Annotated in this window: 22 protein-coding genes; 10 read left to right on the top strand and 12 right to left on the bottom strand. The window is 48.5% G+C overall.

The genetic code is table 11. The annotated features are described in order from the left end of the window. Positions 1-104 precede the first annotated feature (104 nt). Positions 105-671 (bottom strand): MEDS domain-containing protein, encoded by a 567-nt coding sequence (locus GJB59_RS04390; protein WP_142829255.1) that lies wholly within the window; start codon positions 669-671, stop codon positions 105-107. Positions 672-864: 193 nt separating this feature from the next. Between GJB59_RS04390 and GJB59_RS04385 the strand changes: the two genes are divergently transcribed. After that, on the top strand, positions 865-1,755 hold the full coding sequence (locus tag GJB59_RS04385) for a PucR family transcriptional regulator (protein WP_142829253.1): 891 nt from the start codon (positions 865-867) through the stop codon (positions 1,753-1,755). 106 nt (positions 1,756-1,861) lie between these two features. Beyond that, positions 1,862-2,959, top strand: coding sequence for an ABC transporter ATP-binding protein (locus tag GJB59_RS04380; protein ID WP_142829251.1), 1,098 nt, complete (start codon positions 1,862-1,864; stop codon positions 2,957-2,959). 148 nt (positions 2,960-3,107) lie between these two features. Here the strand turns inward: GJB59_RS04380 and GJB59_RS04375 are convergent, their stop codons facing one another. Then, on the bottom strand, positions 3,108-3,749 hold the full coding sequence (locus tag GJB59_RS04375) for an alpha/beta fold hydrolase (protein WP_142829249.1): 642 nt from the start codon (positions 3,747-3,749) through the stop codon (positions 3,108-3,110). Between the two features lie 115 nt (positions 3,750-3,864). Here GJB59_RS04375 and GJB59_RS04370 point away from each other — a divergent pair, with 115 nt between their 5' ends. Beyond that, a complete protein-coding gene (locus GJB59_RS04370) occupies positions 3,865-4,425 on the top strand; it encodes a maltose acetyltransferase domain-containing protein (RefSeq protein WP_142829247.1) in 561 nt (186 codons plus the stop codon). A 769-nt stretch (positions 4,426-5,194) separates the two neighbouring features. Here GJB59_RS04370 and GJB59_RS04365 read toward each other — a convergent pair. Further along, the gene (locus tag GJB59_RS04365) at positions 5,195-6,178 is read right to left on the bottom strand and encodes an ornithine cyclodeaminase family protein (RefSeq protein WP_142829245.1); all 984 of its coding nucleotides are present in this window, start codon (positions 6,176-6,178) and stop codon (positions 5,195-5,197) included. 27 nt (positions 6,179-6,205) lie between these two features. Continuing rightward, on the bottom strand, positions 6,206-7,516 hold the full coding sequence (locus GJB59_RS04360) for an MFS transporter (protein ID WP_142829244.1): 1,311 nt from the start codon (positions 7,514-7,516) through the stop codon (positions 6,206-6,208). Between the two features lie 160 nt (positions 7,517-7,676). Here GJB59_RS04360 and GJB59_RS04355 point away from each other — a divergent pair, with 160 nt between their 5' ends. Together GJB59_RS04355 and GJB59_RS04350 are read left to right on the top strand one after the other, a co-directional pair. Continuing rightward, positions 7,677-8,195, top strand: coding sequence for a helix-turn-helix domain-containing protein (locus GJB59_RS04355; protein ID WP_142829243.1), 519 nt, complete (start codon positions 7,677-7,679; stop codon positions 8,193-8,195). Between the two features lie 13 nt (positions 8,196-8,208). Further along, positions 8,209-8,565 (top strand): DUF1801 domain-containing protein, encoded by a 357-nt coding sequence (locus GJB59_RS04350; protein WP_142829240.1) that lies wholly within the window; start codon positions 8,209-8,211, stop codon positions 8,563-8,565. A 309-nt stretch (positions 8,566-8,874) separates the two neighbouring features. Here the strand turns inward: GJB59_RS04350 and GJB59_RS04345 are convergent, their stop codons facing one another. From GJB59_RS04345 to GJB59_RS04325, 5 genes are all read right to left on the bottom strand, one after another. Next, a complete protein-coding gene (locus GJB59_RS04345) occupies positions 8,875-9,627 on the bottom strand; it encodes a class I SAM-dependent methyltransferase (protein WP_142829238.1) in 753 nt (250 codons plus the stop codon). An 18-nt stretch (positions 9,628-9,645) separates the two neighbouring features. Next, entirely contained in the window at positions 9,646-9,930 is a 285-nt protein-coding gene (locus tag GJB59_RS04340) for a DUF5316 domain-containing protein (RefSeq protein WP_142829235.1), read from the bottom strand. 646 nt (positions 9,931-10,576) lie between these two features. Next, positions 10,577-11,599: an ABC transporter permease gene (locus GJB59_RS04335; RefSeq protein WP_142829233.1), complete on the bottom strand. Its 1,023-nt coding sequence runs from the start codon at positions 11,597-11,599 to the stop codon at positions 10,577-10,579. Further along, positions 11,596-12,321 carry an ABC transporter ATP-binding protein gene (locus GJB59_RS04330; protein ID WP_142829231.1) on the bottom strand — a complete coding sequence of 242 codons (726 nt, stop codon included), beginning with the start codon at positions 12,319-12,321 and terminating at the stop codon, positions 11,596-11,598. The genes GJB59_RS04335 and GJB59_RS04330 overlap by 4 nt, the downstream gene beginning before the upstream one ends. Before the next feature lie 156 nt (positions 12,322-12,477). Next, positions 12,478-13,017 carry a GNAT family N-acetyltransferase gene (locus tag GJB59_RS04325; RefSeq protein WP_142829229.1) on the bottom strand — a complete coding sequence of 180 codons (540 nt, stop codon included), beginning with the start codon at positions 13,015-13,017 and terminating at the stop codon, positions 12,478-12,480. Positions 13,018-13,185: 168 nt separating this feature from the next. On the opposite strand from GJB59_RS04325, the gene GJB59_RS04320 reads away from it, so the two are divergent. From GJB59_RS04320 to GJB59_RS04305, 4 genes are all read left to right on the top strand, one after another. Further along, a complete protein-coding gene (locus tag GJB59_RS04320; RefSeq protein ID WP_142829227.1) occupies positions 13,186-13,431 on the top strand; it encodes an SHOCT domain-containing protein in 246 nt (81 codons plus the stop codon). A 31-nt stretch (positions 13,432-13,462) separates the two neighbouring features. Next, positions 13,463-13,717, top strand: a complete 255-nt coding sequence (locus tag GJB59_RS04315) for an SHOCT domain-containing protein (protein ID WP_142829225.1) — start codon at positions 13,463-13,465, stop codon at positions 13,715-13,717. A 100-nt stretch (positions 13,718-13,817) separates the two neighbouring features. After that, positions 13,818-14,144 (top strand): four-helix bundle copper-binding protein, encoded by a 327-nt coding sequence (locus GJB59_RS04310; RefSeq protein WP_142829201.1) that lies wholly within the window; start codon positions 13,818-13,820, stop codon positions 14,142-14,144. 106 nt (positions 14,145-14,250) lie between these two features. Then, on the top strand, positions 14,251-15,729 hold the full coding sequence (locus GJB59_RS04305) for a phytoene desaturase family protein (protein WP_142829199.1): 1,479 nt from the start codon (positions 14,251-14,253) through the stop codon (positions 15,727-15,729). A gap of 240 nt (positions 15,730-15,969) precedes the next feature. Here GJB59_RS04305 and GJB59_RS04300 read toward each other — a convergent pair whose 3' ends face one another. Genes GJB59_RS04300 through GJB59_RS04290 form a run of 3 tightly spaced genes read right to left on the bottom strand, consistent with a single transcriptional unit; the run spans position 15,970 to position 19,002 of the window. Then, the gene (locus GJB59_RS04300) at positions 15,970-16,638 is read right to left on the bottom strand and encodes a response regulator transcription factor (RefSeq protein WP_185960100.1); all 669 of its coding nucleotides are present in this window, start codon (positions 16,636-16,638) and stop codon (positions 15,970-15,972) included. After that, positions 16,631-18,019 (bottom strand): sensor histidine kinase, encoded by a 1,389-nt coding sequence (locus GJB59_RS04295; RefSeq protein ID WP_142829197.1) that lies wholly within the window; start codon positions 18,017-18,019, stop codon positions 16,631-16,633. The genes GJB59_RS04300 and GJB59_RS04295 overlap by 8 nt, the downstream gene beginning before the upstream one ends. A gap of 14 nt (positions 18,020-18,033) precedes the next feature. Continuing rightward, entirely contained in the window at positions 18,034-19,002 is a 969-nt protein-coding gene (locus GJB59_RS04290) for a F510_1955 family glycosylhydrolase (RefSeq protein WP_142829195.1), read from the bottom strand. A gap of 134 nt (positions 19,003-19,136) precedes the next feature. Between GJB59_RS04290 and GJB59_RS04285 the strand changes: the two genes are divergently transcribed. Continuing rightward, positions 19,137-19,742: a YdhK family protein gene (locus GJB59_RS04285; protein WP_142829193.1), complete on the top strand. Its 606-nt coding sequence runs from the start codon at positions 19,137-19,139 to the stop codon at positions 19,740-19,742. Positions 19,743-19,932: the final 190 nt, after the last annotated feature.

Genomic DNA, 19,932 nt, shown 5'->3' with positions numbered 1-19,932 from the left:
TCAAGAATTTTCTTTTATAAATCCTATAAAAAAAACCACCGTGGGTTTCCCCCATCAGTGATTGAACGCGTTCCGATTGTTCGGTGCGTGGATTGCTATGGATGTTAGGATTCTGTTGCAAGGTACAAATCTGATGCGACCACGTCATCTTCAACCAAAACGTACGGATGAGTTTCCAACAGCATTTTTTTAATCGGAGCAGGCAGCGCTCTATTGGCATAAGCGCAAATCAACGGAAAGTTCAGGTCCTTAACTGCTACATCAATAATTCTTTCGAAATCCTCTATCAGGTGGATTGGATCTTTCATCGTCGCCCATTCAACATGAGCCCAAGAACGGAAAGTCGCTCGTTTTTCTAAATAAGGCTCCACAGTTTTTTCGAAATACGCCTGGATTGCAGGCGGATGGTAACTGCCGCTGGAATAATAAAAATCAAAACTTCTTACAAAATGGATAAAATCCATCTGACTCTTGGTAAGCTGGATTTCCAGCTCAGCTTTGATCATTGGAGATAGGCGCGGATTTTCAATCAGGATGACGTAATCCCCGGCTTCGACACCGTGCTTTGCGTAAGCTACAACATTTTCAATATAGTTTTGGTTTTCTTCGTACGAATACAGCACATGGGCATCGCGCTGCTCGTCAAATAGTTTGAGCATTTTTTTGTTCAATTCATCATCCCTCTAACAAGTTAATAACACCGTTCACGGTTTTTCTAGATTAAGTATACACAAAAAGGGAACGTTTGTCCCCTTTCGATCATCCGTTTTACGGTATAATGAATACACTAGAACAGCAATCAGACCTGCACTAAATACAAGAGCAGGCTGCCATCAGGAAAATTCAGTTGAAAAGAGGTATTTGATGATCAGCCAATTGAGTAAAATCTATCCTTCGCTTCAAGTTTATACACAAGGTGCTTCCGCTGCCGATCCGGACTACAAATGGTTTTCTGCAGCAGATGGCGTAGTTGTCGGCATCCATGAAACAGAGCTGGCCCAAAAAGATTTATCGTTGCTGTCCGCATTTCTTACTCCATACAACCCAAAGTTCCCGATCCATACGGACGAAGAAAAGAAATGGCTTGCTGCAGTAAACTCATCCACACCGGAAGAAGCGATTGAATTTCCACTGGACTCGCTGTACCGTTTTGTCCATTTTTCAATCCAGGAAAAGCAGATCAGCCCTGTGGCATTTAAACATGCCGTGAATGATTTTACCGCACAGCAAGTTTCCATCCTGTGGGAAAATGATCACGAAGGAATCCTTGTCGAACACATGGCAAAAGAGGATGGTCCCATTTCCTACGATGAAATTATCGATATTTTGATGAGCGACCTTTACGTCAAAATACGATTTTTTGTCGGTCCTTTCCGGGACAGCCTGACCCTTGCGGCAGCCCATTACAGGTCGGTGATCGAGACAGCGAAAATGATGGGCATTTATTCCAATAAAACAGTGACCGGCTATGTTGACGCTGTTCCTTACCTGCTGATCGGCCAAACCGAGGAGCACGTGCTCAGTGATATCAGGCAAACCATCCTGCAGGCCTATCAGGATGATGAAGAAACCATAAAAATGCTGCAAACTTTTGTCCGCAACAACTTGAATATTTCCGAAACCTCGAAAGCTTTGCATATGCACCGGAACAGCCTGCAATACCGGCTCGACCGGTTCCACGAAAACACCGGCATTGATGTCCGCAAGTTCGACCACGCCATGGCCGTTTATTTGGCGATATTGATCGAAAAGTAAATGTGCACAAAAAAGCGCTTTCATTTTTAGGCAGTTTTGACATTCTCTTAAAATCGGCTATCGGTTATGCTGTTACCAATGACATTACAATATTGGGGGAAAGCAAATGACTGGCTTATCATTAGTGAATATTAAAAAAGAATATGAAAAAGGTGTGGTGTCTGTAAAAGACTTCAACCTAGAAATCCGCGACAAGGAATTTTTAGTGCTTGTCGGCCCTTCAGGCTGCGGGAAATCAACAACACTCCGCATGATTGCTGGTTTGGAAGATATCACGGAAGGTGATTTGTACATCGGCGACAGAAGAGTCAACGACGTATCGCCGAAAGACCGCGACATCGCAATGGTATTCCAGAACTATGCACTGTATCCGCACATGACCGTTTATGAAAATATGGCATTCAGTTTAAAGTTGCGCAAAATGAAAAAAGACGAAATCAAAGCCCGCGTTGACAATGCGTCAAAAATCCTCGGACTGGATGACTATTTGAACCGCAAACCAAAAGCGCTATCAGGCGGTCAGCGCCAGCGTGTTGCTCTAGGACGCGCCATTGTCCGTGATGCGAAAGTTTTCTTGATGGATGAGCCTTTATCAAACCTGGATGCAAAACTGCGTGTCCAGATGCGTGCAGAAATCCAGAAATTGCACCGCCGTCTGCAGACGACTACTGTCTACGTAACGCATGACCAGACAGAAGCTATGACGATGGCGACACGCTTGGTTGTTATGAAAGATGGATTTATCCACCAGGTCGGTACACCTAAAGAAGTATATGACTTGCCAGAAAACATGTTCGTTGGCGGATTTATCGGATCGCCGTCCATGAACTTCCTGCGCGGCAAATTAGTCGGCGAACACTTTGTGATGGGCGACAATAATATCCGCATCCCTGAAGGCAAGCTGAAGATGCTTAAAGAACAAGGCTACGAAACGAGAGATGTTGTTCTCGGAATCCGTCCTGAAGACATCCATGACGAGCCGCTCTTCCTTGAACATTCGCCGCATACCAGACTCAAAGCATACATTGAAGTTGCAGAGTTGATGGGTTCTGAAATCATTCTTTATTCCCAAGTCAACGATCAGGATTTTGTTGCGCGCGTCGATTCACGCTTTAACGTCGAAGCCGGCACGACAATCGATATGGCGTTCGACATGAATAAAGCACATTTCTTTGACAGTGAGTCTGAGCTGCGCATCCGTTAAGCTGGGCTGGTGCTTATACTATAAAGAAATCTCCACAGACTGCCGGATATTCTTCCGGCAGTTTTTTATTTTCAATGGATAAATGAGATACAGAAACCAACCATCTCCCCAACAAAAAAACCGTCCGCAATTACGCGGACAGCTCCTATTAAAATTTCTTGATTCCAGCAATGATCTGCTTTAAGGCATCGATCGATTTTAGTGGATCGGTTTCACAATCCAATCGGTGGTTGATGTCCGGCAACAAAGTTGCCTCCAGGTTCGGGTTCGTTTTCAGCAGTTCGAAGGCTCCTGGCGAGTAGTAGCGGTCTTTGTCGCCAATGAAGCATAGTGCAGGATTCCTGCTGTTGACCATGGTGTTAAGGACCTCTTCCCGGTTTAACAGCGGCGTTACCCAAACAGCTTTGGCTTCGCTGAATTCCCGCCGTTTCATTTCGGCGCCCATTGCGATGGTGCCCAGTGATTTGCCGACCAGGTAGAACTCCTGATAGTTTCTGCCTTTGAGCGCTTCACCGATGACCAAGCGCACGTCGTGGAGAATCGCTTCGTCCAATTCATTCATCGTGAACCCATCATACGCTTTGTCGGTGTACTGGTAATTAACCCGCAGGACATCGTAGTTTTCATTCAGAAAAATTTCTTCCGCAAAATGGAACAGCGGGCTTTTTGTTGTATATCCAGCACCCGGCAAAAAGATGGCCAATTTTTTTGTGTAGTCTTCTGTCAGCACGACTGTGTAAGGTACTTCAATTTCTTTATAGCCTATGACTTTGTTGTTGATTGCTTTCATAAAATTCACTCCTGTCTCTCTCTATTATAAAGAATATTCCATAAATTTACTAAGTATTTTTCAAATTGGCTGTGATACAATCGGTTTACTATTATTCTTGCAGGGAGGCTAACCCATGAAAACGGAAAAAGAAAAGATGCTGGCTGGTGAAATGTACGATCCGCAGGATTCCGAGCTGCGCCAAAACCGCATGAATGCCCGCAGGCTTAGCCGGCTGTTCAACGAAACAACCGAAATGGATGGCCAGGACCGCACCGACCTGCTGAAAAAACTATTCGGCTCGACCGGTGAAATCCTCTTTGCCGAACCTAACATTCGCTGTGATTATGGTTTCAATATGCATGTCGGCGAAAACTTCTATGCCAATTTCGACTGCGTGTTTCTGGATGTCTGCGAAATACGCATCGGCGACAATTGCATGATTGCACCAGGTGTCCACATTTACACAGCTACACACCCGCTCGAACCGGCTGCGCGAAATTCCGGAAAAGAATTCGGCAAGCCTGTTACCATCGGACATAACGTCTGGATCGGTGGCCGTGCGGTTATCAACCCCGGCGTCACAATCGGCGACAATGCCATCATCGCTTCCGGTGCCGTTGTCACAAAAAACGTACCTGCCAATACCATCGTCGGCGGCAATCCTGCAAAAGCCATCGGCCATATTGAGGAATAACCAGCAATGCGCTTTGGCGTGTTGCTTTTCTTTTATATTTTTTCAACGTCTGAAAGGATCCCTTTCAGCATGGCGATTGACCATTACTGAAGAACCCCTTGTCCTTTTCTTCATTATACAAAAGCACTATTAATAGAGTTACTTTTTTATGTAAATTTGTAAATTTATTTGCAAACTAAGTTTTACTATAGATGGCTTTACTTTTTGCGAATTTAGGTTAAATTGCAGAATGACGAAATCTGAGCTTGCCCGATAGAAACAGGTACTTGCTTATTGTAATGGGCAACCACAAAGAACAGCGATGCCATTTAGTAAAATGCAGTTCGCGCGAGCGAACTGCATCCTTTTGCGCGCTTGAACTTGGATTGTGGAGTGTCAACGGGATCTATTAGTAGCTGACATTCCTATAGCACCAAAAAGGTTCAGGTAAAAACCGAAAACCTTCATGTAGGAGTATGAAACTTTCAGGTAGAAGCAGGAGATTCGTGTAAGAACTCGAAAGCTTCACGTAGAAGCTGCAAACGTTCAGGTAGAACCGCCTAACCTTCAGCTAGAAACACGAAATCCGTGTAAGAACTCAAAAGCTTCACGTAGAAGCTGCGAACTCTCATGTAGAAACCCGTAACCTTCATGTAGCCACACAAAATCCTTGTAAGAACTCAAAAACTACACGTAAAACCACAATTCTTCTCTTAAACAACCAAAACTTTCACCTAAAAAATCCCGTAAGCGCAAAAAGCTGCTTACGGGATTTCTTCTAAAATCAAATTTACAATTCTACTTCCGTACCCGCTCCACTCGCCTCTACTTTGCGGTAGACGCCTTTAGCAACAGCTAAATCGAAATAGGCAGCGCCTACGCATTTAAAGAAAGTGACTTCGGATTCCGTCTCGCGCCCGGCAGCTTCTCCGACAACCAGTTGGCCAAGTTCGGCGTGCAGTTGATCGAATGACCAGGTGCCATTTTCTGCGCTATGGATCAGCTCACCTGCTTCGCCTTTGACGCCAGCAATGTCATCTGCAACAATTTTGTCGGCGCGCAGTATGGTCGTTTCGTCCATTTCACGCATGCTCGGCAAGTAAGAACCGACACCGTTGATATGCGTGCCTGGCTTTAAATCTTCTCCATTAAAGACTGGCTCGTTCGACCGCGTTGCGCAGCAAATGATATCCGCCTGCTGCACCGCTGAGGAGACGATGGTTTCAACAGTATAGGGAATTTCGATGCCGAACGCCATGAGGCTTTCGCCAAAGCGCTCCGCCTTTTCTGGTGTCCGGTTGACCAGGATGATCTGTTCAATCGGCCGAACTGCCAGTACCCCCAGCACCTGCTCGAACGCCATCGCCCCTGTCCCGATAACGGTCAGCACGCGGCTTTCCTTGCGCGCCAATAGATCTGTTGCGATACCGCTGAGTGCACCGGTGCGCAAGCGGGTCAAATAGGAAGCGGTCATCATTGCGACATGCTCCCCGTTGTCGCCGTCGGACAGCAAGATGACGCCTTGCGTGGTCGGCTTGCCCTGTGCCGGATTTTCCGGGAAGATGGTGACAACTTTGACCCCTGAGATTTTATTCGCCATATCGGCACTTGGCATATAAAGCGCTGATGCCTGCCGTTCCGGAAAATCGAGAACGGTGCGGTGCGGACTGTTGATCTGGCCCTGTTGCTTGGCCCGAAGCATTTCCGCAACATCACGGATGGCGTCAATCATAAGGTATTGTTGCTGAATCTGCTGTTCGTTGATGATAAGCATGAGTAATCCTCCTAAAAAACGATCCACTTAACCACGGCTTTCTTTTGCCACTAATTTCGGTGCGGGTTGTCCCTGTTTGCCGCTCAAGTCTTTCACTGCCCAAATGGACAGCAGCGAAATGACCGCCGTCAGAATAATGTAAAGCGCAACTGGCACATACGAATTATCGAATGTGGCGAGCAGGAATGTCGCAACTAAAGGCGCCGTTCCTCCTGCTAAGGCTGCACCAATCTGGTAACCCAATGTCACACCAGTATAGCGCACTTTAGCATCGAAAATTTCCGAGAACATCGTGCCGAGAACTGCTGTAATCGGTGCCCAGATGATGCCAAGGCCGATGATCGTGGCGACAATCAATAATGTTACAGATCCTTGCTGCAGCATCCAGAAATACGGAAAGGCGAACAGCGCCATTGCGACTGACCCCGTAATGTACATTTTTTTGCGTCCGACACGGTCAGATAAAGCACCCATGATTGGAATCAAAATGGTCGTGATGACGGTCGCAATCATGACTGCGGCCAATGTGGCTGTTCTCGAGAATTCGAGGTTGGTTGTTGCATATGATACTACGAAAGTACCGAAAATATAAAATGGAGCCGTTTCGACAACCTTTGCCCCAATAGCAATCAGCACTTCACGCCAATGGTATTTCAAGGTATCAACGATTGGCAGCTTCGGAATTTCACCGGATGCCTGAACCGCCTTGAACTCGGGTGTTTCATCGATGCCTTTACGGATCCAAAGACCAAAGACCACTAGAAATGCACTCAGGATAAATGGTACGCGCCAGCCCCAGCTCATGAATGCCGCTTCCGGCAACAGCGTCATGACGTACAGCGCCAAGGTGCCCATGACCATTCCGATCGTCACGCCCATCTGCGGGATGCTGCCGAAAAATCCGCGTCTTTCAGGTGGTGCATATTCTGTTGCGAGGAGTAATGCCCCTCCCCATTCGCCGCCAATGCCAAGCCCTTGGATCAGGCGAAGCGAAATCAGCAAGATTGGCGCTGCGACACCGATTGCCTGATAGGTCGGCAGAAGCCCCATGGCGAATGTCGCAAACCCCATCAAGCTCAAAGTGATGACCAATGTTTTTTTGCGGCCGATCCGGTCGCCGATATGGCTGAAGATGATGCCGCCAAATGGACGGATAAAGAATGATAGCGCGAAAGATGCGTAAGCGAGCATCAGCCCGACCGTTGGATCTTCATTGACGAAAAACAATTGGTTAAACACCAATGCCGCCATTGTCCCGTACAGAAAATAATCAAACCATTCAATCGAACTCCCCACAAGACTTGCCGTTAATACTTTGCGTGTTTGCTTTTTATCCATCCCAATTCCCCCTTGTGAATAAATTGAAGTGACACTTTAATTCTCCCTTTTCAACAGTTTAGTCAGTTAGCAATATTCTGTCAACAACCTGTCACAATTTTATTTCATCCTCATGTACGGTATGATGAGGGCAGAACATTTAGCAAAGTGGGGTTTCTGCATGTCGGACGGAACAATTGGGATTACATTAAAAAGCCTTCGCAAGGAACGGAAGATGACCTTGAAGGAGCTGGCGGAACAGACCGATGTCTCCATCAGCTTCCTGTCGCAAGTCGAGCGCGGCAAATCAAGTGTGACGCTGGAATCGCTGCGCAAAATAGCAGATGCCCTGAACGTCGATCCCAGCCTGTTTTTTGCGAATGAAACCGAGGAAATTGATTGGGCTGCGCGCCTGGAACAGTTTTATTACAAGGACTTGTCGCATGGCGTTAAAGAAGCCAATTTCGTCCCGATGCTGGTGACATTAAAACCCGGCGATTCAAAGGGCAATGCCTTTGCACACAGCGGCTATGAGTTTTTATTCGTCGTGGATGGGATGTTGACGGTTGAAGTCGACGGCGAACGCACCGAGCTCGCGCCGCAGCAATCGACCATGTTCGATGCGCGCAAAAAACATTATTGGTTCAACTTAACGGAGCAAGATGTACGTTTTTTACTGGTATCATCCAAAACGAATTAAGGGGAGTCCATTTATGCATCCGATCAAAGATCCGCAAGTAGATACATTTATCGAAGGGCTGGAAAGTCCGACACAGGAAATCGTCGAGCAGCTGCGCACGTTGGTATTTGAAGCTTATCCAGAAATCGACGAGGGCTTTAAGTGGGCCAATCCGAGTTATGCCAAAGAGGGTCTCGTATGCTATATGCAGACTGCCAAAGGCCATGTCAACTTCGGGTTTTACCGCGGCTCGGAACTTCGCGACGAGTCCAATCTGTTGGAAGGCGATGGCAAGAAAATGCGCCACGTACGGCTGAACCGGACCGACGAAATACGGGCTGATGAACTGAAGCTGCTGATTTGGGATGCGGTGGAATTGAATAGGAAATAACGAAAAGCGGAGGCAGCCGTGTAGCCCCGACTAGCGCTGGAAGCCTTGCAGGTAATGGCGTTCTTCAGCCATTTCCAGTAAGGCTGAAGCGACTCGAGGGGCTGGCCGCTGGAGTCTGGACAATAGAGAAAAGCGGAGGCGCCTGTTCAGCTCTGACAGGGGTAAGACGATCTGGCGAAGCGGCATGTTTTCAGCCGCACAGCCAGAGTGGCTTATATCCCGAAGAGCTGGGCGCCGGAGTCTGGACAATAAATTAAAAACCACATATTTTAACCACGAAAAAACGAGGCGCAATCCGCCTCGTTTTTTCTATTTCGTTGCTTCAAAAGTAATGATTGCGTCTGCATTGGGGGGGTACTTGCCAAATTGATAGCCAGTTGAAATGCTGATATTGCTGAAGCCTACCTTTTCAAGGATAGCCCTGAATTCCTCAACGCCATACCAGCGCATGGGATAACGCTCAAGTTCAGTTTCAATCAGCCGGCCTTCTTGCCAGCGTTCATAGCGACCCTGCGAAACAAAATATTGCCGGATCCAGTCCACTTCGACTTTTTTGCTTTCGACGGTCAATGTGTCGCCATTGATGGCTTGCCACGTCCGCGTCGAAGTTTTTTCGAGTTCGATGTTAGCTGGCACATGCAAATCAACAATCAAACGGCCGCCTGTCTCCAGATGGTGATGGAAATTTTGCAAAGCCTGAAGCGACCCTTCGCGTTCATGGAGCAAAAGGAACGTCCCTGTCGGAATGACGATCGCTGCGTATCTTGCTTCGATCGAGAACGACTCCATTTTTGCGTTAAACAACTTTGGTGCCAGTCCCCGCTCCTTGCAATTGGCCCGGCACACTTCGAGCATCTCATCAGACACATCAAAACCGTCAACTTGAAATCCCTGTTCCAACAGCGGCACGAGCATGCGCCCCGTCCCCGCTGCCGGCTCCAGGATGCGCCCTTTGCACGAAGCCAGCCGCTCCATGTAATATTCGATGTCCCCGAATGAACTGCCGATCGGTTTATCGAGATCGTAAACTTCCGATGACAATCTGCTGTAGTACCCTAACAACTCCTCACCCCATCCGCTTTATGAAATCATCGTCAAGTTAACGATGACCGCGATGATATTCGGTACAGCTACTAATACTGCATTCTTCATTTTTGCAACGCGCTGCTGCTTTTCCCGGCGTTTTTCTGAACTTGTCGTTCTCGTCGACTTGTTCTTGCCTGTCCCCAGTGCCAACACGCCCCAAATCAATGCGATGCCGGCAGCCAGGCCGCTAATAACGAAAACCAATGACCAATCGTCCGTCACATAAGCAACCAACACACCTGCCAAGGCGATAAGAATTCCAATTAAAAAGTATTTCATGCTATTATTCTCTCCTTTAGGTACTGCGAATGGCTAAAATTTCTCTGCACGTTAATTTTATCAAATGTAGCCCGATAGAGGTAGCTGTTAGCGAGGATTTTTGAATTCTATATGGATGGTTTGGGTTTCTAGGTGATGGTTTGGTTTTTCAAAGTGACGAATTTAGTTGGCTACATGAAGGATCGGCGTTCTTACATGAATTTTGTGTTGCTACATGAAAGTTCCGGATCGCTACGTGACTTTTCGAGGCGGCTACATGAACCTTTTGCATCCTTACACGAATTTCACATTGCTACATGAAAGTTCCGGATCGCTACGTGACTTTTCGAAGCGGCTACCTGAACCTTTTGCATCCTTACATGGATTCGCACAGTTTTCCCATTCAAGAGATGATCAATATGGCGATTTATAAACTGAGCGAGGGGCTGCATGAGCATTTGAAGTTTCTGCTTAAACCGTTTTCCTGCTACTCCCACCCATACTCAATTCAAGCCCGCAAAAAGAAGCAGTTCGCCTGCGCGAACTGCCTTTCACTACCTGGAATTGCTGACCTCATTAAGTTTCCCGCTTTAACCTAAAGAGTCATCAAAAGCTAAACTTCATTGTGCAAAAGAGCTGTCCACCGCAGCGACAGCCTCTATTTTTTTCATAATTTCCGGCTGCGCTTCAAGGCAATGATGTTCAGGAAGATGAAAACCGCGGCAAACGCAGCAAGCGCCAGCAAATTGCCGGACACATCCGCCAACCCTTCCCCTCTGTACATGATGGCTTTCAAGGCATCGGCCGCGTAATACAGCGGCATGATGCGGCTGACGTTTTGCAGCCAGTCAGCCATGCCCTCCAGCGGGATGATGCCGGCAAAAAAGATTTGCGGAACGACGACGATCGGAATAAACTGCACCATCTGGAATTCAGAAGATGCAAAAGTCGACAGCAAAATGCCGAGCGACAGCGCTACTAAAGCCAGCATCAGGTTGACAACGATGACGTGCCAAACCTGTCCAACCATGACCATGTCCAATACTTGAATCGAGTAGAATACGACGATGATGGTCTGGATGATGGCGAAAATGCCAAAGCCGGTCAGATAGGCCAGCACAATTTCCCAGCGCCGGATTGGCGTCGCGAGCAACCGCTCCAGCGTTCCAGACACCCGCTCTTTCAATAATCCGATTCCAGAAATCAAAAACACGAAAAAGAACACAAAAAAGCCGACCAGGATTGGACCAAGAACATCAAAAAATTCAGTTTCCGCATCCCCATAAATGTATTCCGCATCGATGCTCGCAGGTGCGCCGGCTCCGGCTTGCATCGATGCGGCTTGCGTAACCTGCATCAACAACGCCCGGGATGTGCTTGGGTCGTTATTTTCCAGCGTAATTTGGAAATCGCCTTCACTTATTTCCAACAAACCGTCCAACTCATCAGCGATAATGGTTTGATCGTCAGCTTCATCATAAGAAACCACATCAATCGATGCATTTTCCAACGCAGCGACGAGCTGTTCATTGCCTCCGACCACCCCAAGCTGCGGGTTGTCATTGTCGCCGTTAAAAAAGAAATACATCAAGGTCAAAACAATGAGCGGTGCAAAAAACAGCAGCGCCATCGTCCGTTTGTCGCGCAGCAGCTGCAGCATGATGCGTTTGATCAAAACCAGGACTCTCATCGCGCATTCCTCCCTGCCTGCAAAAAGACGCCTTCCAAATCTGCCGCACCGTAAGCCAGCTTTAATTCTTCCGGTGTACCGGCTGCCAGAATCCCGCCTTCACGGACCATGGCAATGCGGTCGCATTTTTCCGCTTCGTCCATGACATGCGTCGTGACGATGATGGTCTTGCCCTGCTCCCTTTTCAAAAGCATCAACTCTCTCCAGATGGATAACCGAAGTTCCGGGTCAATGCCGACGGTCGGTTCGTCGAGAATCAGGATTTGCGGATCATGAACCAGCGCAATGGCCAGCGACAATCGCCGCTTCATGCCGCCTGAATAAGCCGAGACTTTCTTGCCCAGTTCATTAGTCAGCTGGACCAAATCGGCCGCATAGGCAATTCTTTCTTTCAGAACCGTCTTTTTCATTTTGTACAATGAAGCGAAAAAGCTTAAATTTTCCCGTCCGGTCAATTCCGGATACAGCGCGTCCGATTGCGCCATATAGCCAATGTCCTGGAGCAGCGAAAGATTCGGCACCCGTTTGCCGAGCACATCTACCGTGCCGCCGCTCGGCGAATCGATGCCGACGATCATCTTCACCAAAGTCGTTTTTCCCGAACCCGATGGTCCAATCAACCCAAAAACCTCGCCGCCTGCAACTTGCAGATCCACTTCACGAAGCACAGATGTCTTGCCGTAAACTTTGCTGAGCTTGTTGATGGAGATGCTGCTGTCCATTTGCATTCCCTCCAATCGAATAAAAGCCTCCTGTTACTTTGTATTCTACGCTCATTTCAAAAAAAGCAAAGCAGCGTGTGGGCTGCTTTGCTGGGTTTTTTTGTGAGCGCTTCCGCTTTTCTTATTGTCGGAGCTAAACGGCTGCTTTCACTTTTCTTATTTCCATTCAGAAGCCAGCATGCCATAAACCACATGGTCGACGTAATGGTCGTGCAGCCATTCAGCTTGGCGGATGGTGCCTTCTTCGGTGTAGCCGAGGCGTTCCGGAATGCTGCGGCTTTTGTGGTTCTCGGCCGCTGCGCGGATTTCAACTTTATTGAGCTGAAGATCAGTCAGCGCGTAATCGGTCAAAGCTTTGGCTACACGGGTCATGATGCCTTTGCCCTGGTATTCCTGGCCAAGCCAGTAGCCAATGTACGCCGTTTTGTTGGCATGGTTGATATTATTGAAACCGCCAATCCCAACAATTTCTCCTTTGTAGAGAATAACTGCACCGAGGCTTTTGCCTTCAACAAAATTGCTGCTTCCGGATTTGATAAAATCTTTTGTGTCCTGCAATTCATTTGTAAACGCCAGCCATGGCAGCCATTCTTTCAAATATTCCCGGGATGAGTCGGTCAGTTCGAAAATTCGTTCAGCGTCACGCATTTCCTGAATTTTGAGGGATAAATCTTCATCAATCTTATATACGAACATGAAAATGCCTCCTTTTGCTTGTATACATATCGTAGCATAAATATCAGAATTTTCCATTCGTATTTTTTGATTTATTGATTCGTTAATTGTTCTCATCTTTACGAGTGGAAACGTGTAAAATGAACATATAACCAGACGTGACTTTATTTAAAGGAGGAGCGTGAAAGCATGGAAGCTGTGGATGTTAATTCCTTCAATCCAGGAATTCCGCTATACCTGTGGATGCTGTTGTTTCTGGTATTTCTGGTCATTGCGTTTGTCGGATTGGTGATTTACGCCAGCCGAAAAGGAATGCCCCGTCCCCCTTTGCCTCCGCAGAATAAACAGTCAAAGCTGCTGAAAGAACAGTATGCCAAAGGCGAAATCAGCGAAGAAGAGTTTCATAAGCGCATGAAGAGTTTGGAAAAACGATAAAAGTTCTAGTAAAGAAAGGGAGTCGAAACTAATGGGAGAATTTTTTACACCCGGCAACCAGGCGCTTGGCATAACCATCGCTGTTGGCTTTATCGTTCTGTTGGCCGGCATCGGAACCGTTCTTTGGTTTACGCTGATCAAAGCACGCAACAAAGCAGCCAGCACTGAACCAAGTACGCCGAATAAAGCAGCAGAAGCACTGCGTCAGAGCTACGTTAACGGAGAAATCAGCAAAGAAGAATACGATGAGCAGCTGCGCAATTTGAAAGGCCCGCCAGAAAACTGATTGTGCAGTTTTTGTGGAGTTCTTCTTTTTCTGTTTAACTGGCAATCTAAAGGGAAACGAAAGAGAGAAGCAACAAAATCTGAAACTGGAGGTTTTATTGATGGCACATGAACAACATGCAGAACTGATTAAAACTCTGCACGATTGCGCAGCAGCGTGCAACCACTGTTTTGACGCATGCTTGCAGGAAGAAGACGTGAAAATGATGGCACAATGCATTCGCCTCGACCGTGAATGCGCAGACATTTGTGCGTATCTGGAGCACGCGATTACCCGCAACTCGCCATTTGTTGCTGAACTGGCACAAGCTTGCGCGGCTATTTGCGAGGCATGTGCTGCAGAATGTTCGAAACACGACCACGACCATTGCCAGAAATGTGCAGAAGCCTGTGCAAAATGCGCAGAAGCTTGCCGAAGCGTGGCCTAATTTTTTAACCAAGTGCCCGGCTGTTGGGAATTCCCCTGCAGCCGGGCTTTTGTATTGGCAGGCTTTGCGATTTATCGCCATAATGGAGTCAAAGGAGTGGATTCGGATGGCACGAACAGTATTGGTAATAGGCGCCGGCATCGGCGGGTTGACAGCGGGTTCACTGCTGGCGAAAGCAGGATGGCCGGTGACGCTGCTGGAAGCATCATCAGAACTCGGCGGCTGCGCTGGAAAATTCAAGCGCAACAAGTATATATTCCCCGCTGGCGCAACACTCGGCATGGGCCTGGAACCTGGGGGCATCCATGAACGTGTCTTCCGTTTTCTTGGTACGCCGCTGGCCATCGAACCGCTCGAACAGGTGATGGAAATGGTCCATCCCGAAGCGACGTTCGTTTTCCACCGGGACCGCACGCGCCATGTTGACGGCGTAGCGGCGCATTTTCCCGAACACAGCGATCGGATTCACGCGTTCTACAAAGAGATTCACCACACCGCAGCCATCGTCCGGACATTGATGGATCCGCTCCCCTCCCTGCCTCCCGCAACGGCAAACGAATGGGCATTCCTGACAAAATCCATGCGCCCCAAACATATCAAACTCCTGCCTTTCTTCAATCAAACCTTGGGGCAGCGGCTGAAAAAGCATGGCCTCCATGATTTGAAAGAGTTTCGCCATATGCTTGATGGCCTGCTGATCGACAGCATGCAAACTGGCAGCGAAGACGTGGCGTATTTATTGTCCGCAGTGGCGCTTGATATTTATCACGAAGGGGCTTATTACGTGCCAGGCGGTTTGTACCGTTTTTCTGAACTGATGGGCGATAGCCTGAAGGACAGCGGCGGTGTGCTGAAAAAGCGGCGCACCCTCGAAAAGCTGGAACGGCAAGGCGATTTATGGGTCGCCACCGATCATCGCGGCAATGTCTATGAAGCGACAAATGTTATCCTGAATGTACCCATCCAGCAATTGCCCAAAATTTTGGCGCCAGAGCTGGTAGCCAAGCTGAAAGTTTCTTTGCGCGACGGCATCGCTGGAGAAACCTGGACGACGCTGACGCTTTATTTGGCTGTCGATTCGAGCAAACTGAGCGAACCGCTGCCGCCGTTCCGCCAGATTTCTACAGGCGCTGGCCTTGCGGAAGGCGGTCATTTTTTTATGTCTTCGTCTGTTCCCGGCGACGAGCTTCGTGCGCCTGAAGGCTTCCAGACAGTGACCATTTCCACGCATTCGCGCGTCCAGGAATGGGACAGCCAGGAAAAATATGAAAATGCCCGGGAGCTTTTAACAGAGCGCATGCTGCAGGCCATTCAAAGGGTTGTCCCTGAATTCCGGGAAGCCGTCGTCCATATGGAAAGCGGTGCCCCTAGAGCCTGGGAGCGTTTTGCCGGACGGACAAACGGTTTGGTCGGCGGCTTTCCGCAAACATTGGATGCTGCTTTGTTCAACTCCATATCGCATCATTCCGGCTTGCCGAACCTTTACGTCTGCGGGGATCACGTCTTCCCTGGCGGCGGAACAATCGGGGCTGCAGCCAGTGGCATTCACGCTGCGCGGTCGGTTTCGGGCGAGCGATTGGTTTAGGTTTTGGATTTTCATGTGGCACTGTCGATTTGCAGTCGCTCAGCTGGAGTTGCAGTCGCTCGGCGAGATTTACGGTCGTTCAGAAAAATTTGTGGGCGCTCCGAAAGATTTATGGGCGTTCAGCCGAATTTGCGGTCGTTCGCGAATTCCCGCCACCATTCAACACAGAATGCCCAAACAAGCACGGCAGAAAATATTGCCGCGCGAAAAACCGCTGCAGAGCCGATCTGCAGCGGTTTTCTAATTGACCCATTTATAGCCGATGCCCCATACCGTCTGAAAATGTTCATCGATGGGAAAGCCGGCCTGACGGATTTTTTCACGAATGTTGCGGACATGCGAATCGACGGTGCGGCCCTCTGTTTCCGAATCAAAGCCCCACACCAGTTCCAGCAGCCGATCGCGTTCAAATACTTTATTCGGATTTTTCATCAGGAGGCCGAGCATCGAAAACTCTTTTGGGGTCAGGCGGACGGGTTTGTGGTTGTAGCTCAACTCGAAACGCTCCTCTTCCCATACCAATCCCTGCAATTCAATGCGTTTTGCCGGGAGGCTGCGGCGCAGCAGAGCTTCCATCCGCGCAAGCAACTCTTCTTCACCAAATGGCTTGGTCATGTAATCATCGGCACCGAGACGCAGGCCTTTGACAATATCTTCCTGCTGTTCGCGGGCTGTCAGCATGATGATCGGCACATTGGAAGATTTGCGGATTTCACGGCATACTTCCCAGCCATCCATGTCCGGCATCATAATATCGAGCAGCACCAGATCGAAAGCCTCTTTGTTCAGTAAATCCAATGCCTGTTTACCGCTGTCGGCTTTTGTGCAGGCATAGTCATGCGGCCGCAAATACAGCGCAACCAGGTCGAGCATCCGTTTTTCGTCGTCCACCAGCAGCACTTTATGAATGGTCTCCACCCCTTTTCAATCGAACTGTGACTGCTGTCCCTTTGCCGAACTTGCTGTCGATGCGAATCCGGCCGCCATGCGACTCAACGATTTCCTTGGCAATTGCCAAACCGAGTCCTGAACCGCCCCGTTCGCGCGATCTCGATTTTTCGACACGGTATAGCCGGTCAAAGACAAAAGGCAGTTCCTCTTCAGGAATTCCCTGCCCTTCATCACTGATGCGGATGGCGATGCCGTCCATTTCCTCGCTGCATTCCACCACCACACGATCGCCGGCCATCGAATGTTTGCGGGCATTATCGAGAATGTTCAGCAGTACCTGTTGAATGCGCTCCGGATCGATGGAAGCCTGCATATCATCGCTGCAGTCCATCGACAGCTCAATTTGTTCCTCATCAAATGCTGGTTTTACCAAAACTGCAACCGACCCCAATAGTTCTGCAATGGAACCGTCCCGTTGTTCAATCGTAAATTGGTTGCGGTCGAGCTTGGCCAAGTCGAACAAATTTCCGACCAGCATCGTTAAATGAGCAGCTTCTTCCCTGATGATGTTCATGTATTCCTCACGTTCCTGCTCTGTCGTGTCCGGCCGCGCCAGGATATCGGCATAGCCTTTAATATAAGTCAGCGGCGTCCGCAACTCGTGCGAAATGCTCGACAGGAACTCATTGCGGGCATTTTTCAGCCGGTCCAGATCTGCCGACAGTTTGGTGATGGCATTCGCCAACTCCCCTAGCTCATCGTTTCGTTCATTCGTCAAATCGACATGGTTGTTGCCCTGGCTCAATTGCTCGGCCGCTTCTTTCATGCGGATCAGCGGCAAGGTGATGAGCCGCGACAGCAGCAGAATTGTGACAATAGTCAAAAGAACGGTGATGATGCCGACCAGGAGAAACTGGCTTTTCAAATGATCAATGATGCGTTCAACATTATCGGTCGGCGCAAACATAAAGACGTGGCCCTCATGCACCCCATCAATCGTAATTGGGCTGTCGGTCGCTATATAGCGCTGATCCTGCCAATTTTCTTCTATTATTTCTCCATCTATAGGCACGGCTGCAAAATCAGTATGGCCCAGCACCTCAAGCATTTCAGGTTCCAACGCATCGGAATTGACCAGAATCTCACCTGTCTCGTCAGTAATTACGACAATAAAATCAGATGCCGACTCCATCATGCCGACATGCTCCAGGGTCATCTCCTCAAAGCTGTCTTCCAGCACATCGCTGTGCGTTTCACCCCGCGCCAATAAATTCTCCATCACTTCATCGACGCGTTCATTGACCAACGTGAAATAAAGTGTTGAAAACAGGAACGCTTCAATAATTAAAATAAAGATAAAAAACAACAAACCGATTTTCAGGGATAATTTATTGAACATAGGGACCTCCGTTGTTATTCTACTTGGCCGGCATTCAGGATTTGACTCCACGTGTCCCCGCCGTCTTCGGAAAGAAAAGCGTGGCCCGCCGCTGTATAAATAGCCAGTTCTGCTGCGTTGGACGGGTTTTGTGCCATGTACATAATGCCGTCTTCCGGAAGGTCAGGCAATTCGAGCGCCTGCTGTTCACCATTTTCCCAAGTATACTCGATGAGCTCTGCCTCTGTGCTATAAGTTGCGTAGTACAGCGCCTCTTCACCAAAGAACACGGCAGTTCCATAAATCCCATCGTCTGTCAGCAGCACAAAACTGTCACCGCCGTCTTCCGACAAGAAGATTCCTTCCGTCGTCGCAGCAGCAATCAATTGCGAATCGCTCGGATGCATGGCAAAAGCCGAAATTTCGCCTTCCAGTCCGCTGCCCTCTACTTGCTGCCACTGCTCTCCGTCATCTTCGCTGCGGAAATACCCTGGTCCCATCTGCGAATTTTCCTGTGGATTCATGACAAACAAGTGGTGGCTGCGATAGCCGGCTGCCATGCCATGAAAATCGGTTTCGCCTTCAAAGCCCATATGGTCGAGCGAACGTCCACCGTCCATGCTGCGCTGTATCCCGATTGGATTTTGCATCATGGAACCGGATCCCGGATGTCCAGATGTGTAAAAACCATCGTCGACTGCATTAAATCCCATGTAATCATGAAAGTTGTCGCTCGTTTCCAGCCATTCCCCATCGCGGTAAATCTTCAAGCCATGATGCGATGCAAAATACAGGCCTTCTTCACTTTCGATAAATCCCATCCCATGGACATGGTCCAGGCGGCCATCGAACGCCACTTCAAATTCTTCTTTGGTTTCTTTGGTTTCGTTGGCTTCGGTGCTTGTTGAATTTTCTGCGTCTGGCGCTTCGGTTTCCTCAGTTTCTGTGCACCCAGCAATCAGCAAACCCATCATCAACGGAGCCAACATCCATTTTCTGTTCATGCCATTCATCCTCCTGTCGTCCTGTTATCTTTTATTGTACAAGAAAAGTTTTGATTTTTTGTGCAGATTCTGCACAGCATTTGCACAATATTTGGGTACAGTGTAGAAACTAAAGCAATGAAAGAGGGATTCCTATGACAAAAAACAAATTTCTGCTGATGGCAATGTCAGCGCTGACCGCTGTTACGCTGGCAGCTTGCGGTGATACGGAAGAAGACTCGATGAACCCGGCTGATCCTGACAACCAAAGCGAAATGAATGAAGACATGGATGATAATATGGACGAAGAAATGGACCACGGCGGGATGGATCACTCCAGCTCTGGCGAAGTGCCGGAAGGATTGGCGGAAGCTGAAAGCCCAACATTTGAAGTCGGCAGCCAAGCCATCATGAACGCTGACCATATGCCGGGCATGGACGGTGCGACCGCGACCATCGTCGGCGCATACGATACAACGGTCTACGCATTGAGCTTTACGCCAACTACTGGCGGTGAACCGGTAGAAAACCATAAATGGGTCATTCACGAAGAATTGGAAGATCCGGGCGATACACCGCTTTCTGCTGGCGACGAAGCCGCGATCGCTACTGATCATATGGAAGGCATGGAAGGTGCCACGGCGACCATCGATTCGGCTGAACAAACCACTGTCTACATGGTCGACTTTACAACGACTGATACCGATGAAGAAGTCACCAACCACAAATGGGTAACCGAAAGCGAGTTATCCGCCGAATAAATAGAGCCTCCCTTGTGCCTTTGGCATTGGGGAGGCTTTTCATATTGAGATGGACGGCAGACGAACGTTGCCGCGCGCTGCGAAATTCCTTTCTTTTTATTTGTTCTTCAATATTTTCCAACAAGCAGAACTTCTCACCCAAAGAGCCTCAATCACCACATATGGTATTATTACAAAAAGCAGATTGATA

It is taken from the genome of Planococcus soli, assembly GCF_016881065.1.
Taxonomy (GTDB): Bacteria; Bacillota; Bacilli; order Bacillales_A; family Planococcaceae; genus Planococcus; species Planococcus soli.
Note: the sequence above shows the minus strand (reverse complement) of the source record. Positions and strands in the feature narration are given on the sequence as shown.

Bases quoted from the DNA above. Each gene is read 5' to 3' on its own strand.
- GJB59_RS04385 (WP_142829253.1), top strand. From the start codon at position 865: ATGATCAGCCAATTGAGTAAAATCTATCCTTCGCTTCAAGTTTATACA.
- GJB59_RS04380 (WP_142829251.1), top strand. From the start codon at position 1,862: ATGACTGGCTTATCATTAGTGAATATTAAAAAAGAATATGAAAAAGGT.
- GJB59_RS04375 (WP_142829249.1), bottom strand. From the start codon at position 3,749: ATGAAAGCAATCAACAACAAAGTCATAGGCTATAAAGAAATTGAAGTA.
- GJB59_RS04370 (WP_142829247.1), top strand. From the start codon at position 3,865: ATGAAAACGGAAAAAGAAAAGATGCTGGCTGGTGAAATGTACGATCCG.
- GJB59_RS04365 (WP_142829245.1), bottom strand. From the start codon at position 6,178: ATGCTTATCATCAACGAACAGCAGATTCAGCAACAATACCTTATGATT.
- GJB59_RS04360 (WP_142829244.1), bottom strand. From the start codon at position 7,516: ATGGATAAAAAGCAAACACGCAAAGTATTAACGGCAAGTCTTGTGGGG.
- GJB59_RS04355 (WP_142829243.1), top strand. From the start codon at position 7,677: ATGTCGGACGGAACAATTGGGATTACATTAAAAAGCCTTCGCAAGGAA.
- GJB59_RS04350 (WP_142829240.1), top strand. From the start codon at position 8,209: ATGCATCCGATCAAAGATCCGCAAGTAGATACATTTATCGAAGGGCTG.
- GJB59_RS04340 (WP_142829235.1), bottom strand. From the start codon at position 9,930: ATGAAATACTTTTTAATTGGAATTCTTATCGCCTTGGCAGGTGTGTTG.
- GJB59_RS04335 (WP_142829233.1), bottom strand. From the start codon at position 11,599: ATGAGAGTCCTGGTTTTGATCAAACGCATCATGCTGCAGCTGCTGCGC.
- GJB59_RS04330 (WP_142829231.1), bottom strand. From the start codon at position 12,321: ATGGACAGCAGCATCTCCATCAACAAGCTCAGCAAAGTTTACGGCAAG.
- GJB59_RS04325 (WP_142829229.1), bottom strand. From the start codon at position 13,017: ATGTTCGTATATAAGATTGATGAAGATTTATCCCTCAAAATTCAGGAA.
- GJB59_RS04320 (WP_142829227.1), top strand. From the start codon at position 13,186: ATGGAAGCTGTGGATGTTAATTCCTTCAATCCAGGAATTCCGCTATAC.
- GJB59_RS04315 (WP_142829225.1), top strand. From the start codon at position 13,463: ATGGGAGAATTTTTTACACCCGGCAACCAGGCGCTTGGCATAACCATC.
- GJB59_RS04310 (WP_142829201.1), top strand. From the start codon at position 13,818: ATGGCACATGAACAACATGCAGAACTGATTAAAACTCTGCACGATTGC.
- GJB59_RS04305 (WP_142829199.1), top strand. From the start codon at position 14,251: ATGGCACGAACAGTATTGGTAATAGGCGCCGGCATCGGCGGGTTGACA.
- GJB59_RS04295 (WP_142829197.1), bottom strand. From the start codon at position 18,019: ATGTTCAATAAATTATCCCTGAAAATCGGTTTGTTGTTTTTTATCTTT.
- GJB59_RS04290 (WP_142829195.1), bottom strand. From the start codon at position 19,002: ATGAACAGAAAATGGATGTTGGCTCCGTTGATGATGGGTTTGCTGATT.
- GJB59_RS04285 (WP_142829193.1), top strand. From the start codon at position 19,137: ATGACAAAAAACAAATTTCTGCTGATGGCAATGTCAGCGCTGACCGCT.